This is a genomic window from Peribacillus loiseleuriae (genome assembly GCF_001183985.1).
GTDB lineage: Bacteria > Bacillota > Bacilli > Bacillales > DSM-1321 > Peribacillus > Peribacillus loiseleuriae.
On sequence record NZ_LFZW01000001.1, the window covers coordinates 2,739,982 to 2,756,529 of the forward strand.

Annotated in this window: 18 protein-coding genes, 1 pseudogene and 2 riboswitches; of the genes and pseudogenes, 3 read left to right on the forward strand and 16 right to left on the reverse strand. The window is 35.6% G+C overall.

Features of this window, described 5'->3' with window-relative positions; genetic code table 11:
- Positions 1-258 precede the first annotated feature (258 nt).
- From AC625_RS12765 to yeiL, 8 genes are all read right to left on the reverse strand, one after another.
- Complete coding sequence (locus AC625_RS12765) at positions 259-696, reverse strand: SRPBCC family protein (protein ID WP_082191261.1); 438 nt, start codon at positions 694-696, stop codon at positions 259-261.
- Positions 697-839: 143 nt separating this feature from the next.
- Positions 840-1,769, reverse strand: a complete 930-nt coding sequence (locus AC625_RS12770; protein WP_049681611.1) for a DMT family transporter — start codon at positions 1,767-1,769, stop codon at positions 840-842.
- 374 nt (positions 1,770-2,143) lie between these two features.
- Positions 2,144-2,359, reverse strand: a complete 216-nt coding sequence (locus tag AC625_RS12775) for a DUF3139 domain-containing protein (protein WP_049681612.1) — start codon at positions 2,357-2,359, stop codon at positions 2,144-2,146.
- Positions 2,360-2,663: 304 nt separating this feature from the next.
- A complete protein-coding gene (locus AC625_RS12780; RefSeq protein WP_049681613.1) occupies positions 2,664-3,863 on the reverse strand; it encodes a phosphoglycerate dehydrogenase in 1,200 nt (399 codons plus the stop codon).
- A 131-nt stretch (positions 3,864-3,994) separates the two neighbouring features.
- Positions 3,995-4,073, reverse strand: a riboswitch (ZMP/ZTP riboswitch).
- 370 nt (positions 4,074-4,443) lie between these two features.
- Entirely contained in the window at positions 4,444-5,145 is a 702-nt protein-coding gene (locus tag AC625_RS12785) for an ABC transporter ATP-binding protein (RefSeq protein ID WP_049681614.1), read from the reverse strand.
- 12 nt (positions 5,146-5,157) lie between these two features.
- The gene (locus AC625_RS12790; protein WP_049683721.1) at positions 5,158-5,994 is read right to left on the reverse strand and encodes an ABC transporter permease; all 837 of its coding nucleotides are present in this window, start codon (positions 5,992-5,994) and stop codon (positions 5,158-5,160) included.
- A 28-nt stretch (positions 5,995-6,022) separates the two neighbouring features.
- On the reverse strand, positions 6,023-7,006 hold the full coding sequence (locus tag AC625_RS12795; protein WP_049681615.1) for an aliphatic sulfonate ABC transporter substrate-binding protein: 984 nt from the start codon (positions 7,004-7,006) through the stop codon (positions 6,023-6,025).
- Between the two features lie 128 nt (positions 7,007-7,134).
- Positions 7,135-7,244, reverse strand: a riboswitch (SAM riboswitch).
- 272 nt (positions 7,245-7,516) lie between these two features.
- Complete coding sequence (gene yeiL, locus AC625_RS12800; RefSeq protein ID WP_049681616.1) at positions 7,517-8,188, reverse strand: transcriptional regulator YeiL; 672 nt, start codon at positions 8,186-8,188, stop codon at positions 7,517-7,519.
- A 77-nt stretch (positions 8,189-8,265) separates the two neighbouring features.
- On the opposite strand from yeiL, the gene AC625_RS12805 reads away from it, so the two are divergent.
- Genes AC625_RS12805 through AC625_RS28750 form a run of 3 tightly spaced genes read left to right on the forward strand, consistent with a single transcriptional unit; the run spans position 8,266 to position 9,453 of the window.
- A complete protein-coding gene (locus AC625_RS12805) occupies positions 8,266-8,967 on the forward strand; it encodes a YjjG family noncanonical pyrimidine nucleotidase (protein WP_049681617.1) in 702 nt (233 codons plus the stop codon).
- Positions 8,968-9,001: 34 nt separating this feature from the next.
- Positions 9,002-9,193: a DUF6198 family protein gene (locus AC625_RS28745; RefSeq protein WP_483824137.1), complete on the forward strand. Its 192-nt coding sequence runs from the start codon at positions 9,002-9,004 to the stop codon at positions 9,191-9,193.
- A complete protein-coding gene (locus AC625_RS28750) occupies positions 9,160-9,453 on the forward strand; it encodes a DUF6198 family protein (RefSeq protein WP_483824053.1) in 294 nt (97 codons plus the stop codon). Before AC625_RS28745 ends, AC625_RS28750 begins: the two co-directional genes overlap by 34 nt.
- A gap of 386 nt (positions 9,454-9,839) precedes the next feature.
- Here AC625_RS28750 and AC625_RS12815 read toward each other — a convergent pair whose 3' ends face one another.
- From AC625_RS12815 to AC625_RS12845, 8 genes and pseudogenes are all read right to left on the reverse strand, one after another.
- Positions 9,840-10,391, reverse strand: a complete 552-nt coding sequence (locus AC625_RS12815; RefSeq protein ID WP_156187528.1) for a hypothetical protein — start codon at positions 10,389-10,391, stop codon at positions 9,840-9,842.
- 190 nt (positions 10,392-10,581) lie between these two features.
- Positions 10,582-10,782, reverse strand: a pseudogene (locus AC625_RS28385) (DUF6262 family protein); the annotation flags it as partial.
- 442 nt (positions 10,783-11,224) lie between these two features.
- Positions 11,225-11,530 (reverse strand): hypothetical protein, encoded by a 306-nt coding sequence (locus AC625_RS12820; protein WP_049681619.1) that lies wholly within the window; start codon positions 11,528-11,530, stop codon positions 11,225-11,227.
- The gene (locus tag AC625_RS12825) at positions 11,530-12,597 is read right to left on the reverse strand and encodes a DMT family transporter (RefSeq protein WP_049681620.1); all 1,068 of its coding nucleotides are present in this window, start codon (positions 12,595-12,597) and stop codon (positions 11,530-11,532) included. Before AC625_RS12825 ends, AC625_RS12820 begins: the two co-directional genes overlap by 1 nt.
- Before the next feature lie 333 nt (positions 12,598-12,930).
- On the reverse strand, positions 12,931-13,491 hold the full coding sequence (locus tag AC625_RS12830) for an NADPH-dependent FMN reductase (protein WP_049681621.1): 561 nt from the start codon (positions 13,489-13,491) through the stop codon (positions 12,931-12,933).
- 454 nt (positions 13,492-13,945) lie between these two features.
- Entirely contained in the window at positions 13,946-15,166 is a 1,221-nt protein-coding gene (locus AC625_RS12835) for an acyl-CoA dehydrogenase family protein (RefSeq protein ID WP_049681622.1), read from the reverse strand.
- Between the two features lie 89 nt (positions 15,167-15,255).
- Complete coding sequence (locus tag AC625_RS12840; RefSeq protein ID WP_049681623.1) at positions 15,256-16,023, reverse strand: hypothetical protein; 768 nt, start codon at positions 16,021-16,023, stop codon at positions 15,256-15,258.
- 97 nt (positions 16,024-16,120) lie between these two features.
- A complete protein-coding gene (locus AC625_RS12845; RefSeq protein WP_049681624.1) occupies positions 16,121-16,534 on the reverse strand; it encodes a cupin domain-containing protein in 414 nt (137 codons plus the stop codon).
- Between the last annotated feature and the right edge of the window lie 14 nt (positions 16,535-16,548).

Here is a 16,548-nt window from a genome sequence, read left to right on the forward strand (position 1 = left end):
TACTCTAATGCAGCCGTTTTGTTTTTTGAATTTACATCTAATAATTTTACAATCATGTTAATACTTATTTTTACATTTTTTGAAATTTAATAAAAACACTTTCTTTAAAAAGAATCTTAGCACAATTGGGGCAGGCATATTTCTTACATCAGCACTCGACAAGAATGTCAATTAATCAACAACTAGTACTTGACTTTTAATGACTATATCAGAAAAATATCCGCATATAAAAAAGAGCCAATTGGCACTTTTATCAGGTTAATCCTTCACGATTCCTGTTCTCAAATTATTTACATCAAATTCTAAATAGCCCTTTAAACAGGTCAACATAAAAACCCAACCTTCTTTATTGTCAACTAATTTATGTACTAGCTCATCATCATTTTCATTAAATCCTTGTTCGTTCACTTCAATAATTGTATGCGAATAATCCAATTCAGTTAGCGTAATCGTAACAAGATGTTCTTCCTCAGCTTCCCCCCATTTGAATGCAATTTTCTTATTTAGCTCGATTTCTATTATTTTTATATCCAGTTGTGCGTCGTATTCATCATATTTCAATGTAACCGTCTTACCTTGCTCCCATCTTTCAGAACTTGACGAGAACCAAAAATTGCCGATTTTTGAAGGGTCTACGAATGCTTCAAATACCTCATTAGCTGGTATTACTATTTTAAATTTTGTCATATTGTTCATATACAAAATCATCCCTCTTCGATTTGTTTAATATTATAAGATCTCACATTAAGTATACCTTATACATCTTGTTCTTGAATAATGATAAAATTGCGTTCTGAATGTGACTATGTTAAAGCAAACCAACTTTTCAATTTGAATCATTAATCTATTAAACGTAAACCTTCCTTTTCGGATTTATCTTTGAAAAATGATAAATATAGAACCATAAATAGTATAAGGCTAGCACCAAAAAATTGATAAGCTCCAAATGGGATGTGAAGCCATATGACTGAAGTTATGATGGCAGCTAAAGGCTCTAAACTACCTAATAAAGTAGTTTCTTGAGGTTTTAAGTATTTAAGACTTTCAATGTAAAACCAAAAAGCAATCATCGTGCCAAAGAAAATAACAAAACCTATATAAAAATACGTTTCAAGTGACCATGTACTAGAATCAATTGACCAAGGAGGCTGTATTATGCTCATTCCAATTCCACCAATAATCATGGCCCATCCAATAACGTTTAGTGAGCCCCACTTTTTCAACAATACTCCTGCATATAAAGTATAGAAAGCAAGAGAAATACCTGATAGTATTCCCCATATGACAGAAGATATAGGTACCGAAAGCCCAACCAATGATCCATTCGTTAACAATAAAAATGTACCTGATAAAGCTAAAACTACCGCAATTAGATCTCTAGCCTTCAATTTGCTTACTTTAGCCAACACTAGGTAAAGGATTATAAAAACAGGAGCTAAATATTGTAATAATGTTGCGACTGCTGCATTCCCTAACTTAATGGAAGCCATATAAGTATATTGAACGGCAAGCATACCTAATAAGCCGAATATCACGATCTGTATCCTCGCATTTTTATCTGACCATATCTTTAAAACTTGTTTTCGATTTTTTATGAATGATAAAACAAGTAGTAGAATTCCTGCGATTAATAAGCGAATGGAAACAAGCCATTCAACTGTTATACTATCTTCTTGAAATAAACGTTGTGCTACCGTACCTCCAATTCCCCAAAAAGTTGCGCCAAGTATGACTAATATAAACCCGACCCAGCGTCGTTGATTTTCCATAAACCATTCCCCCTTTAATACTGACATAAACTGTTTCTTTGATGGAGGACTCCATCGTTACACTCTGATTAAACTATGTAAGCACATTCTCTTAACTTCACTATTAAATATATTAATAATTAGTTCTAGAGGATTGTTTTGTAGAACAAAGAGTTAAAATCATCATCGTTACATTTTATTCATGTTTTTAATTATATTGATATATTAAATTTCAACCAATATGCTAAAAATTATGGAAAATCACTTTGGTTTTATTATATTAAAATAATAAATCTGAAACGACCAACAACTAATATAAGAGAAGGAATTTCGCTTGTAATAAGAAATGGACTCGTAATCTATATGAATATGCGTGTTTCAATAGGTTTAAAACATTATTTAGCTAAGTCCACATGTTTTGTAGCACTACCTGAATGACCAAGTTGATAAACTTTACCATCCTCTACCCTATACATATAAAAAATAGTAGGCTCATCTGAAAACATAACTTCAACTACATAATTTGATGCCGTTTTATCTGAACCTTTTGGATCTATTTTAGATTCAACCTTCAATATATCGTCTTTTTGGTATCCCTTTTCTTTTATCAAAAATTACATAACCTTATCTTCTGTATAGGAAACGATCTTTTCAGATTCCTTAGGACTGCCATGGTTAAGAGATTAAATTATATAAAACATGCTTCCCGCTAGCAAAAACACCACTATTCCTACAGTGAAAATAAACTTTTTCATAGTTATCAACCTCCTCCTTGTAACTCAGTTTACACGAATTAAGTTGTTCTTGTTTTACGATTTGATCATTCTTCTATATTTCCTTCTCAAATAAAATAGCCTCAACTCCTAAAAGGAATTGAGGCGTACTTACACTAAAATTTATTCAATCGAAGTATGCTTAAATAACACGAGTGGTAACGATACCTTCGATTTGCTTGATTTTTTCTTCCAAATCAGGAATGATATCGCCGATTATTTTATTGTCAATATCAATCATCGTATACGCGTATTCCCCACGGCTTCTGTTAACCATGTCAGCAATGTTCAAGTTATGGCTCGATATAGCTTGTGTGATCTGCCCAACCATGTTTGGCACGTTTAGGTGGAAAGCCGCCACACGTCGTTTTCCTGTATAAGGAAGGGAAGTATTTGGGAAATTCACTGAGTTTTTGATATTTCCTGTTTCTAGAAACTCCTTCACTTGGCGAGCTGCCATAATGGCACAGTTTTCTTCTGATTCTTGGGTAGAAGCACCAAGATGTGGGATTGGAATTGTATTTTTCATTTTCAATACATTTTCATTTGGGAAGTCTGTAATATATCTTCCGACTTTCCCGCTTTCAAGTGCAGCTTCCATATCTGTTTCATTCACAAGCTCACCGCGTGAGAAATTCAAAATATGAACTCCTGGCTTCATGATGCTAAATATTTCTTCGTTAAACATTCCTGCAGTGTCATCGGTTAACGGAACATGCACAGTAATATAATCAGAGTTAGCGAACAATTGTTCAATCGTCATAGCGCGCTGTACATTGCGAGACAAATTCCAAGCTGTATCGACAGAGATGAATGGATCAAAGCCAATCACATCCATGTCTAAATCAAGCGCATCATTCGCTACAAGTGCACCAATCGCGCCTAAACCAATTACACCTAGAGTTTTCCCTTTAATTTCTTTTCCAACAAATTGTTTCTTTCCTGCTTCTACAAGCTTTGGAATTTTTTCGCCTTCACCTTCTAATGTCTTTGTCCAAGCCACACCGGCAAAAAGGTTACGAGATGAAGCCATTAATGTTGTTAGTACCATTTCTTTTACAGCATTAGCATTAGCACCAGGGGTATTAAAAACAACAATACCTTGCTCTGTACATTTGTCAACTGGAATATTATTAACACCAGCTCCTGCACGTGCGATTGCTTTTAAATTATTGCCGAATTCGATTGTATGCATGTTAAAGCTACGAACAACAATGGCATCAGGGTTTTCAGTATCATTATCGATAGTATAGGTATCGTTATTGAATACATTTAGCCCACTTTCTGTAATATTATTTAAAGTTTTGATTGTTTTCATTTTGTCTAAAATTATTGTGCTCATTTTGTATGCTCCTCTTTTTTAATATTCAATTTTTATGAAAATCTGTATTTTCTAAAAAAATGGAATGTGAAAATAGTATTGCCTTCAATATTCTCTCCTAATATACAGAAAGAGGCAAGGGAAGTTTCCCTTACCTCTGCCCAGGCGAACGGCTACGACTTTATGTGCTCCCTCACGGTGATCCGTGTTTCGCCAGTTACACATAGTCTTTTCATTTATTGTATTTTATCAAATTATTCAGCAATCTTCAACCATCATTTTAAGATTAATCCATTTTAGTTCTTTTGAATGAATTGTTTGGTACACTTGATATGGTTTAACTCAATTGATGATAAACAACCATGTAACAGAATTCACTTTAATCCAATTCTAATCCCCTTCCAATACAACTTGGTCGTTAGCAACTAAAATATTAATCACACATACTGTAAAAAACTATATCTCTTGATATTAAAACGTTCTCAGACACTTTAGATAATGTAACTTTACTTCCAATTCTCTCATGTAAAGATATCTTCAATCGTCAAATCAAAATACACAAGTTTTTAATTATTCCCAAATTAATATGCAGGTATTCATTTTAAACAGTTTGTTTTAAATCAAGTAAAGAAAGGATCTCAGCTTTCCTAGTAGTTAATTTAAAATCGCCGCGATCTCGCGGTTTAGGTTCCGAAATTATTATCGTCTCATACAATTCACCAGGTTGGCCTCTAAGGATGAAGATCTTGTCACATAGAAATAATGCTTCATCAATATCATGAGTAACAAGCAACATGGTTGTATTCTGTTGTTTCCAGATGGAAAGCAAAAGCTTCTGTAACTGCATTTTTGTAAAAGCATCAACAGCACTGAACGGTTCATCGAGTAATATAACCTTGGGCTCAGTTACAAGTGCCCGTGCTAGTGCTGTCCGTTGAGCCATACCCCCTGAAAGATCCTTAGGATAAAGTTTTTCAAATCCCGCTAATCCTACTAGCTTGAGCAGCTCTTGAATAGTAGAGTTGCTATCACCCTTCATTCCAAAACCGACATTTTGTTCCACTGTTAGCCACGGCATTAAACGGGGCTCCTGAAACATCATCCCGACCTGCTCCTTTTCCCATGTGAACTTGCCCGTATAGTCTTTGTCAAGCCCTGCTAGAACTCGAAGCAATGTACTTTTCCCGCAGCCGCTCGTGCCTAGGATACCGATGATTTCCCCTTCCTTGACGGTGAACGAAACATCTGAAAAACCAACCTGTTTTTTATTAAATGTTCGCGAAACTTGCTCTACGGACAACATTCTAAGTCCCTCCTAACGTTGATTTGCATAACTATCTTGCCATCTTAGTGAGCGTTCTTCAATAAATTTTAAAAGCCAATCAGTGAATTTCCCAAGAATGGCGAATAAGATAATACTTCCGATAATAACATCAGGAGAATACGTATTCTGTCCCACTATTAGCAAGTATCCGAGGCCTTTTGAGGCTCCCATGATTTCAGCAGCGACAACAAACATCCAACCAAGTCCGAGGCCACTTCGAATTCCTGTTAATAATGACGGAAGTGATGCGGGAAGAATAATTTTGCTGACAATTTCAAAGGACGTATATCCATAGATTTTACCGACTTCAATCAGTTTTCTGTCTACACCCCGTATCCCAGCAACCATATTCAGATAAACTGGGAAAAACACTCCGACTGCAATCAATATTACCTTAGAGGATTCCCCGATGCCCATCCATAAGATGAATAATGGAACCCAAGCAAGAGATGGGATGGAGCGAAAGGCCTGAATAATTGGATCTATTAATTCTTCGAAAATCTTCATATAACCGACCAGTGATCCGATTATAACTGCTGTGAATGTTCCGATAAGAAAACCAGCAAATACTCTCATTAAAGTTGTTCCAATATGTCCCCAAAGTGTTCCTTCCAATGCCATCTGATACAACCCTTCTACTATTACTGAAGGTATAGGAAGAAGGTGCGATTCGATTATCCCCATCCTCCCTGAAGCTTCCCAGATAATCAACAGTGTCAACGGCAGGATACTACCAAGCAATACTTTGCGATTTATCTTCGGCTTTGTGAAACGTAATTCTTTTGTTTTATTCGCCTTACTTAAAACTGCATGTTCTCTATGCTCCATCAATCTATTTTCAATCCCTTCTGCTCCATCATTTGAGGATTTTTTCGGCAAATTTAGAATTAAATAGTTTATCAGTCAGCTTTTCAACATCAGTCGAACTGTTTAATAAACCATTTTCTTTTAGAACTTCACCTGACCCTATAATGATAGCCTTTTGTTCATCACTTGGAATCGGTTCTGAAAAGTCATTTCGTTCCAATTCCTTTTTTGCTACTTCTAGTGAAATGCTAGCTTCTTTAGCAAGTATTTCTGCCGTTTCATCTGGATGGGCAATTGTCCACTGACGTGCTTCTTCATATGCCTCAAGGACTTTCTCAACATAATCAGGGTATTTCTCAGCGAATTCCTCGCGAACATCAAGTGTGCTAAAGCTGTTGAAATTTGGGTTACGATAAAAGATTTGAATGTCTGACTCCAATTCTACCTTTGCCATATGAGGGTCAAGACCAGCCCAGGCATCAACATCACCTGATTGTACGGCTAATGCACCGTCACTATGCTGTAAGTTGACAATTTCGACATCTTTTGAGGAAAGACCAGCTTCCTTCAAGGCTCTCAACAGAAAAATATAGGGGTCAGTACCAACTGTAGCTGCAATACGTTTGCCTTTTAAATCAGCAACAGAATTGATTGTACCTTTTTTTGCCATAAGCGCAGTCCACTCTGGTTTCGAAGAAATATAAACGGTTTGGATAGGTGTACCTTTTTCTTTAGCTAATAGTGCAGCTGCACCAGCAGCGGAGCCGAAATCGGTACTCTCTGAGCTAAGGAATTCTAATGCTTTATTTGATCCTTGACTAAGAACAAATTCAACACCAATATCTTCAGCTTTGAATTTTTTTTCAGCAATGCCCTGATCCTTTAATACCAAACTGACCGGTGAATAATATGCATAATCGAGGATTATTTTCTTTGGTTTAGCATCTGTCCCAGTACCACTTACATCATTCGAGCAACCAGAAAGCAATATTAATCCAATTAGTGCCAGTGTACTTCTAAGCCTATTCTTCATTTTAATACCTCCACTTTTCCCTATTTTTCTTCTACCCATAAATTAAACAGTCCCCATTAGTTTACTTGGTTTAATAATCATTAAAAAAACCTCTTTCTAGTAAGAAGAGGGTTTTAATAAAAAAACCTCCCTCATCTTTCAGATCACATGATCTGCAGGATTTAGCACCTTTTTAAGCATTCACTTAATGGTTGCCGGGCTTCACAGGGCCTATTCCCTCCGCCGCTCTCGATAAGAGTGTATTTATTATTTAATTAGGGTGTTCATCTGTTTTGAAGTATAAATCACCTGAAAATGAATGTCAACAATTTTCTGAATTTTCAATTCGGGTTTCAGACAATATTGTGGCTATATAAAAAAGTTTAATAAATTTAGAATCTTAATCTAAAAATGCGTCCTTATACTACAAATAAGAGGCCATGATATTCTCATCAAATTAAATTTTCACTTGCCTTAAATGAAAAAAGTGAAACAACTTGTTTATATTTCAAGTTATCAAATCAAACTAAATTAATCTTTTTTTGAACTCAATCGTTCTAACTTTTCTTTATTAATGATAAAATATTTTCTTCCTTTCTTTTCTAATAATCCGTCTTCATGGAATTGGTTAAGTGTGTATAATAAATGTCGATAGCTTCCCCCCACGTATTCTGCTGTTTCAGTATGCTTCTTTTGAAAACATTCATCGTGTTCTATTTGAAGAATATATTTCGCCAATCGATTTTTGAATTCATAATCCTGCATATCTGTGTAGTGATCCGTTCTTTTAAGTAATTTATCACCTAAATATTTTGAGAAATTATGGAGAAATAGATTGTCATTTAACAGATGTTCTTTCGATGAAACCAATGGAACCGCCAAGCAAGCGCAGTCATTTATAGCCACAACATCTTTTATATTCTTTTCCATCTCAATCAAGGATAATTCACCAATAAATTCATCTTTCTTTAGAAACTGAATCAGCGCACGTTTTCCATTTTCGTGTACTATATATATTTTTGCCCGCCCATCCAATAATAAAAATAAGTACTGAATATCTTCATCAAAGCGCACTATATATTCATTAGAAGAAAACTTACAAATAAAGGCCTGATGTAAAACTGCTTTCGGAAAAGTTTCTTGAATATCATTATATATATCTACAAAATTTTCAGCGTAATCCTTCAAATTGATTTTTTTCATTTTATCACCTCAATATGAGATATCTCCTATTATTATATTCTTCCTTTCGATATATTACTACCAAGAGGTGGATAGGAATGAACAAATACAAACATATTATTTTTGACTTAGATGATACGATACTTGATTTTCGAGATTCAGAAGAAAAGGCTTTAAAACAAATGATTACGCAATACGAGTTGCCCGACAACAAACAAACCATTGCATGTTATAAGCGCATTAATGATGGATTATGGCATCAATTAGAGGAAGGCTTGATTTCTCGTGAAGACGTGCTGACAACGCGTTTTTCACTTTTTTTGAAGGAATTTCATATAGATGAAAACGGAGCAAAAGCTGAAGCTATGTACCGTGAACATTTAAACCAAGGACATAAGACCGTTACCAATGCACACGAATTATTAAATGCTTTAAGTAAGCAAGATTATAAATTATATATTGGAACAAACGGTGTAGGAAAGACTCAAAGAAAAAGATTAGGAGATGCCAAGCTACAAGGATATTTTGAACAACTATTTATCTCCGAAGAAATTGGTTATGAAAAACCGAATCCCCATTTCTTTTACTATATTTTTGATGCCCTGCATATAAATCGTAAAGAAGAATTTTTAATGATAGGTGATCGTTTAACATCGGATATTCAGGGAGCTATCAATGTCGGAATTGATTGCGTATGGTTTAATCCTAAGAGAAGCATGCCTAAATCAGGTTCACCTAAGAGCACATATATGATACCAAATTTAATGCAAATACTAGACTTATTAGAGGTAGATTCATGAAAAAAGTAATTCAATCGATTCTACTCTACTCTATATAGTAAGTGCTATTGGCATTAGTCTTACATTAAAAGCAGATATTGGAGTACGCAGTTTTAATGCGATGAATTTATCCATATCTGAATGTACTTCCATCAAGGTTGACACAATTACATTCATTGCAAATCTCATTTTTCTAATCGGTTATACCTGCCTATGCAAAAAAAAGATTTCAGGAAATTTACTTTGATGTTCATTTCCATCTTATTCTTTGGAATAGTTATTAATTTTTTCCTCTATACTATTTTCGGTATGATTCACATAGAGAATTATTTAGTAAGAATGGGGCTATTTATTTTCGGTGCGATACTAGCCGGTGGAACAATAGGCATTATTTTATCATTAGATATTATTCCTTTTCCTATTGAAAGTTTATGTTTACGAATAGCCGAATTAACAAAACTCACTTTCTCTCAGTACAGATATTGTGTCGATTTATTCTATCAATAACAATATCACTACTATACAATTTACCAATCAATATTCGAGAAGGAACGATTATCAGCTTCTTCTTATTGTCCGGCATTATTTCTTATACACGATTGAAATTTGAAAACTATCAGCTGAAACCAAAAACTCAATAAAAAGCATGACTAAAAAATAGCCTCTTACGGATAAGAATCCAAAGAGGTTATTTTTATCAAACTTTTGTAAATTATCAAGACCTAAAATATAAAAAGTCATAAAAAATAAAGAGTGGTCCATATTAGTCATGTATAATATGGACCACTCTTTTACTTCTTGTTTAACAAACGCACCTGATTACGGAATATTGAAAAACATGAAATATCTATAAAAATAGTTCCTCAGTTACTATGCCAAATCTACCTGTCACTTTAAGAAGCAGCAACAAAATACCAGTTTTCATCTATTTTCACTATTTGTTTAAAATCTCCACCAAACGAACCCGATTGTGGTTTTTTATCATTCGGAGAATAAACAAAACCAGAAAAACTATCTAACACTCCTCGAAATGTAAAAAATAGAACTGAATAATGTTCACCCTGTTTTTCAATTACTATGTCTCCCCCACCCTTTGATAAATGGTCATACTTGTCTGGTAGGTGCATAAGTGATGAATTATGAGAAACATTCGGGCTAAAGGTTCCATCGTGTATTTTTAAAATTATTTCATCTCTTTCCGATTTGTTCACCTTGAAATCTATGTCTAATACAATCTGATTGAATGGAATGAGGAATAATAATAATAATAATAATATAGTAATTATCTGTATCCCAAACGGCTTCCAATCCTTTTTCTTAAATAATCCGATGATTGCTACGATAAAGCCTACTAAGAAAAAACCATATACTATTAACCATACAAATGGCATCAAAAATGGTGTAAATATCTCAATAAGTTCCCATTGAAAAAACTGGAGGAACATTATGAATAAACTACTTATAATCGATAACCATAAGATAACTTTTTTAATTTCAGCTCAGCCCCTATGTATATATTCTACCCCCCCTCTATTTTAACATAAATATCCAACTCTATTATTGAATGTTATTCCGCAAAATGGCCCGTTTGTTGAACAAGCAGGGATGAAGAGCACCGTTCTCACCATAATAAACTTACCTTTTTTTATATACCTCTACATAAGCAAACTTCAATTGCTCTCTAAGTTGTTTGTTATCATCTAATTTCTTAATCTTTCGTTTCAATGATTCAATAAGGGCATCCTTGTTGCTCTCATTTATTTCTCGCTTAACTTGTTTTGGTGTAGGTACTTGTGATTGTTGCTGCCTTAACGCTTCAATCCGTTTGCGAATATCGACATCGTGGAGTTAGTATAGTTAAATTCTAAATGATCAATCTTTTTTGTAAAACTACAAATATAAATTATTATGAGTATTTTTTGACCAGTAAGAACCGTTTCATCAAATTGTGGTTAAAATAAAAAACATAACTATTATTTTGGTTATTCATTTGGAGTTACCATAGTGAAATAGAAAACAGTTTAAAAATATTTATTCAATTTATAGTAAGATAATAAAAGGGTATTTTTTTCAGAAAAAGAAGATGGCTTCGAGTTTTTATACTCGAAGCCATCTAACTATCTATTATCAATACCCATTCACAATTTCTTCACATACGTCCTTGCTGTAAATAGACAACATAGCGCCAAGGCAGTTATTCCAAATATCGAAATATATGGAGCTAATTCAAAACCCCAAAACTCGCTCATTTCAGGCATATAATCGACTCCTTTGTTAGTTAAATGATTCCTGTATCACGCATCCTGTTTTCACCAAAGCTTGTAATAGAATACTTAAATAGTAACTTACCCTCACTAAAGTGCTCACCCTTATCCAACTTCTCATCAATGGTTTCTATAAGCGCTCCTGAAAATAAATCAGTTAATGTTACTCGGACATTCCCTGAGGCATATGCGCCAGCCAACCCGTATTCTTTCAGAATTTGCTTGGCAATATCATAATCCCATATTCCTTTGTCTGGTCTTTCCATCGTATGCTCACGTATGATTTGTAGAATCCTTCCTTTAATATGAATTTTCGGCATTATATCGCCTCCTCTTTTTCTTTCTTGTCTGAAGGCACGGTACGGATGACTTCTAGTACATCTCGTTTTTCAGTAAACATGACAAACCCGCCTATAATAACAACTAGCGCCCCTAAAACGAAATTCCATTCTGGTGGGGTAAGTGTGAAGATACTTATAAAAATGATGGCAAAGATTCCATATAAGTCTCCGATTGCTTGGCCTCTTCCAACGCCAATTAATGGGAAGGACTTGTACCATGATACGTAGCAAAAACCAAATGTAATGCCGGCTAAAAGCAGCCAAGTTATCGGTAACAATGTCATCGTTTTTGCGATCATTGGCACAATGGGCACATCACCAAATAGGATAAACAGCGGAAAGATTACCGCTACCCACCAGAAAACTTCACCCGTAAATCTAAGTGTTAAGCCAATATCAGGATCTGTAACATCCAGTGCTCGTCCAGCAATGGCTCCTTCAATTCCCCAGCCAATGGCAGCCATTAATCCGCCTAAGTATCCTAACCAAGAGCCTGAGCTGTCCTTGAGCTCGCCTAAAATACCAGGAGCAAATACGACGATCCCACCGATAATAATCATAGCGATACCAATAGCAGCCCTCCGAGTTATCTTTTCACCGTACCATTTGTACGCTAGTATAGAACCTACGATGGGATACATTAATGCTGCCACTGCTGCAAAAACACCGCCAATAAAGCCGATCGCCAGAAAACTACCGAAAATAGCCATCGGTCCGCCGAAAATTGCAGCTGCAAAATACCATTTCGTCACTTTTTTAAACTGAACAATCGTTCGTCCATAATCTTTCCATTTACCTAAAACACCTGTCCACACAAACATAAACAATAAAACAGCGATTGCATTTAAACCAGCTATTACGGCTGCAGCTGTCACATACTCAGAATTTGTATGAAAGGGCATGGAAACGAAGGGAAACTCGTACCATATCGCTGAGCCTGGTACATACCAGGCTCCCCACAGAATGGCAGCCCATAAAGCCCACATAAAACCTAAACGTACTGTCTTCTCTTTGTGTTTTGTTCTTGCAATATCCACTAAACTCATACATGCCCCTCCTAATGAAATGATTCCAGCTTCATATTTATATCCTAATGTTCGCTGGAATTCATCTCATGTTCCTTGAATTCATCACCGTCATCATTTAAGAAACTAAACGTATATTCAACAACTTCCAAAGGCTAAGTTCAGTCGAGAAGAATCGCACATAAAACACTTTAATGATACAGAAAATCATTTATTTGGCTTTTCCCAGTTGCATCATGCTTCTTAAAAGAAAAACTCTCTTTTCCCTAAAAGTATTCTTAGAAAAAAGAGGTTATTCTAACACATTTTCATACTTTTTTTCGTTTAATAAAAGATCTCCCGACCACTTGTTATTCAATTATATTGAACAGCGCTATTTGAAGATTTTAGTGCTTTCTGCATTAAGACGACTTCTTCACTTAAAGCGGTAATTCGATCTAAGACTTCTTTATCCACTAGTTCATTTTGAGAACTGAAATGGTCATTATGAGCATAAACAAATCCTGGTGCAACAAAGGCACGGAAATATCCGGCAATTGGCTTCAATTGATTTTCAATGACCAAATAATGTTGATATGTTCCCCCTGTAGCAATAAAACCCATTACTTTATTGCGAAAATCTTTCGGGTGGATTAAGTCGAATAAGTTTTTAAGAGCGCCAGTAATAGAACCTTGGAAAATTGGAGTACCAATAATATAAAAATCTGCTGAGGAAACAATATCGATCACTTTCTTCGTATCCCCCGTATATGTTGACGGATTACGGCCATCACAGAACTGAATATTATAATCCTTCAAATCAAGCAATTCTACTTCAATTTCCGGGTTATTTCGCTTTACTTCGTCTAACACTTTTTGAACGACAACTCGTGGTTTCGATCCAGTAATCGTTCCTGATATCCCTAGTAACTTCATGCTAAATATCCTCCTTATACTAATATAATCCTGCTGGCATATGCCAAGTTAGAGGAACAAGGATTTACTTGTACCATCTTTCGACTTTCATAACTAAATAGTCTTGATACTTTTTGGTTATCCAAAAGAAAAATTACTAAATATTCTGAAAGTTTTCCCCGGAAGTATTTAACTCATAATAACATCATACTAATCTTCGATGAAGAGTGGCTTCCTTTCTCCTATTCTTGAGGTGAGTCCAAAGAGGATTTATTATGTGTGCCCCTATAACAAATAAATGAAGTACCACTCCAAAAAAGAAAAACTTACGGAATCCCAGTGCCATTTTTACCGAGAAGATGTTAATTGTTTTAGGATGAAATGGGCCATACCCTTTCAAAGGAGGTATATACCAGAACCAAACCACTTCGTTTCGGTCCTGGTATATACATGGAAATTTAATTACTTCTAATATTTACTCAAACCATGGAACATCGATTAATGTATTGCCAATCCACTCACGTAAAATTTCATTTGTAGGTCCCATTAATGCACCAGCGCGACCATCACGTAAATATTTTTCTACTTGACCTGTCAAATAGCCTCTTCCTCCTGAAACTTGTAGCGCTTGGTTCGTTACTTGAATAACGATATCAGCTGCATGAGTTTTTAATTGCCAAATTGGGAAGAGGCATTCTCCTAGTGGCGTCCCATTTGCAATAGCTTTGTCCAGTCCTTCAGCTGTTCGATACAGCATACTTCTTGCACTGTCCACCATAATTTGAGCTTTCGCCAATTCATGACGGATGACTTGATAACTAGCTACTGATTTTCCAGTATCAGCATGAACCTTTTTCTTCGCACCATTAATCGCTGCATTAAGAGCACCTTGTGCAATTCCAGTCCAACAAGCAGCTGTTCCTAATAAAAACAGTGGATCGATTGTATTATCATTGTGATAATTCATCCCGCCTTCACTGCCGAGACGGTTTTCAGCTGGGACATATACATCTCTAAATTTCATTGGTCCACTAGAATTTCCGCGAAGTCCCATTGCAGAGAATGGAAATTGCGTGATCCCCTCTTGCCCATTTTCTACAAGTAAGAACATTAATTTATCAGATTCTGTACTTTCTGGATACGTTGTCGCCACGACATACCAATCAGCTTCTCCAGCACTTGTAACAAATGATTTATCTGCATTCAATGAGTAGCCATTTCCGAGACGCGGGGCTTCACTAACTACATTCCAAAAGTGACTTCCAGTTGCTGGTTCACTAAAAGCTAATCCGCCGATTTTTCCTCGAAGAACATCAGGGATAAAACGCTGACGCTGCTCTTCGGTACCAGCTGAAAATAGTGTTTGAACAGCAGCTGTATGCATAACCCAACACATCGTTGAAGATGCACAATATTGAGCAAAACTTTCAGATAATACGGCAAAACCAGTAAGTCCAGCTCCAAGTCCGCCATACTCTTTTGGTAGGGTAACAGCGCCAAATCCTGCTTCAGCAATTTTACTTATACTTTCACGAGGATAGAGGCTTTCCTGATCAGAAATTGCAGCTCTTTCTAGCAATTCACTTTTTCCAAGCGCGTGTGCTTTTGCTTGTAATTCTTCATAACCTGGAGGGCATGTCCACCAGCTTGGAATTTGCATAATACCTTCATTTAATACTGTGTTTGAAACTGACATAATCCTTCACTCCTCAGTAATTTTTATTGGAATTAATTGAATAGCCATATGAATTCGTAGTGAATTAATTACTATTGATATAGACTCATTTATATTACTTTGTCTTTCGAAATCTCATCTTCCATTTCAAGCATTTTAAAATAGCTTCGGGTAGTGGGACCCGGTTCAGTATTTTGAGTAAGCATGTTCAAAGCATTAGATACTTCGATGCGGCGATATGTTTCAGTTACACGCCCATTCGTTTTAAGAGAGTTCCGTCTTTCTAGTAATAGAGCCCTATCTTCAATCGAAAGGTCTTCTGAAATTTTGATAGTGTCAAGTACATTTTTTTCTGCAGCTTCACAACTGGTAATCTGGACATCGCTATTTTCAACACGACCTGTCGGAGAATAAGCCAATGCGCTAACAATTCGATGTTTTGCACTATTTAATGTTTCTCTTAAAAAAATAGGTTGGATAGGCGTAATGTCTTCCACGAGCAACCGTGTAATGCCGCGATCATTAATCGCTTCTAAAATTTGTTCAGGGTCATCCTCAACGACAATCTCTTTATGCGGCGGCCAAATATCCATCCAATAATGGGTCATATGCTGCTTTCCTATATGGAAGATAAAAAACTCGGGATAAATAAACTGTTGTCCAGGTTCTACACCAAGATTAGGTCGGAAAAAATCATAAAATCTTGTAAGTGCCGACATTAGTAAACTACTCGCACCAGTTCCGCCACCTGTTTCTCTTACGACCACTCCAACGCGGTCATATTCATTGAAATTCGGGAAAATATCTTCTAACAGTACTTTCTTCCCTTCTAATTCAAAGTCAAAGTCCTGATAGTTCATGGCATTGACTGTATGCATTTTTGAATCCCCCCTTTTTTTCTTTTACGGAAATTAGAATATTTAAACGTTATTCAGTTGGGGTCATACTGTTTTTTATTTGTACGTTCAACCAAGTTTACAAAAATGATGGTTCAGGTATGCGATGGGCTGTATAGAAAGCTTCTCCATCACTCTCAGCATCAAAAATCACCGGTACATTAGGCGTGAAGATGACGACATCCCCTGCTTTTGCTATATATTTTTTCCCTTCTATATCTCGTAATATAAATTGACCTTTGATGACGAATTTCACTTCTAAAAACTCATAGACAAATTCAAATTCTTCACCTGGTTGCATATCGAAGTATCCCATTGTAATGGCATTTTCTTTTGATGTAACAGGAACATCAATGATTTGACTTTTTAATGCTGGAATTCCTAGCAGACCATTCAATTCTTTCTTTTGATAAGTACCTGCTTTAATAATTTGGATACCAGGTGCTTTGCTCAAATAATCATAGTTTGTTGCTTCTGTTGTTGGTTGGCTCATGTTTACCCACTCCT

Excerpts from the sequence above, each read along its gene's own strand:
- AC625_RS12780 (WP_049681613.1), bottom strand. The coding sequence starts at position 3,863 with ATGAGCACAATAATTTTAGACAAAATGAAAACAATCAAAACTTTAAAT.
- AC625_RS12825 (WP_049681620.1), bottom strand. The coding sequence starts at position 12,597 with ATGAGTTTAGTGGATATTGCAAGAACAAAACACAAAGAGAAGACAGTA.
- AC625_RS28750 (WP_483824053.1), top strand. The coding sequence starts at position 9,160 with ATGCAAAAAAAAGATTTCAGGAAATTTACTTTGATGTTCATTTCCATC.
- AC625_RS12840 (WP_049681623.1), bottom strand. The coding sequence starts at position 16,023 with ATGCATACAGTCAATGCCATGAACTATCAGGACTTTGACTTTGAATTA.
- yeiL (WP_049681616.1), bottom strand. The coding sequence starts at position 8,188 with ATGAAAAAAATCAATTTGAAGGATTACGCTGAAAATTTTGTAGATATA.
- AC625_RS12790 (WP_049683721.1), bottom strand. The coding sequence starts at position 5,994 with ATGGAGCATAGAGAACATGCAGTTTTAAGTAAGGCGAATAAAACAAAA.
- AC625_RS12805 (WP_049681617.1), top strand. The coding sequence starts at position 8,266 with ATGAACAAATACAAACATATTATTTTTGACTTAGATGATACGATACTT.
- AC625_RS12820 (WP_049681619.1), bottom strand. The coding sequence starts at position 11,530 with ATGCCGAAAATTCATATTAAAGGAAGGATTCTACAAATCATACGTGAG.
- AC625_RS12785 (WP_049681614.1), bottom strand. The coding sequence starts at position 5,145 with ATGTTGTCCGTAGAGCAAGTTTCGCGAACATTTAATAAAAAACAGGTT.
- AC625_RS12830 (WP_049681621.1), bottom strand. The coding sequence starts at position 13,491 with ATGAAGTTACTAGGGATATCAGGAACGATTACTGGATCGAAACCACGA.
- AC625_RS12770 (WP_049681611.1), bottom strand. The coding sequence starts at position 1,769 with ATGGAAAATCAACGACGCTGGGTCGGGTTTATATTAGTCATACTTGGC.
- AC625_RS12835 (WP_049681622.1), bottom strand. The coding sequence starts at position 15,166 with ATGTCAGTTTCAAACACAGTATTAAATGAAGGTATTATGCAAATTCCA.
- AC625_RS12795 (WP_049681615.1), bottom strand. The coding sequence starts at position 7,006 with ATGAAGAATAGGCTTAGAAGTACACTGGCACTAATTGGATTAATATTG.
- AC625_RS12765 (WP_082191261.1), bottom strand. The coding sequence starts at position 696 with ATGAACAATATGACAAAATTTAAAATAGTAATACCAGCTAATGAGGTA.
- AC625_RS12815 (WP_156187528.1), bottom strand. The coding sequence starts at position 10,391 with ATGTTCCTCCAGTTTTTTCAATGGGAACTTATTGAGATATTTACACCA.
- AC625_RS12845 (WP_049681624.1), bottom strand. The coding sequence starts at position 16,534 with ATGAGCCAACCAACAACAGAAGCAACAAACTATGATTATTTGAGCAAA.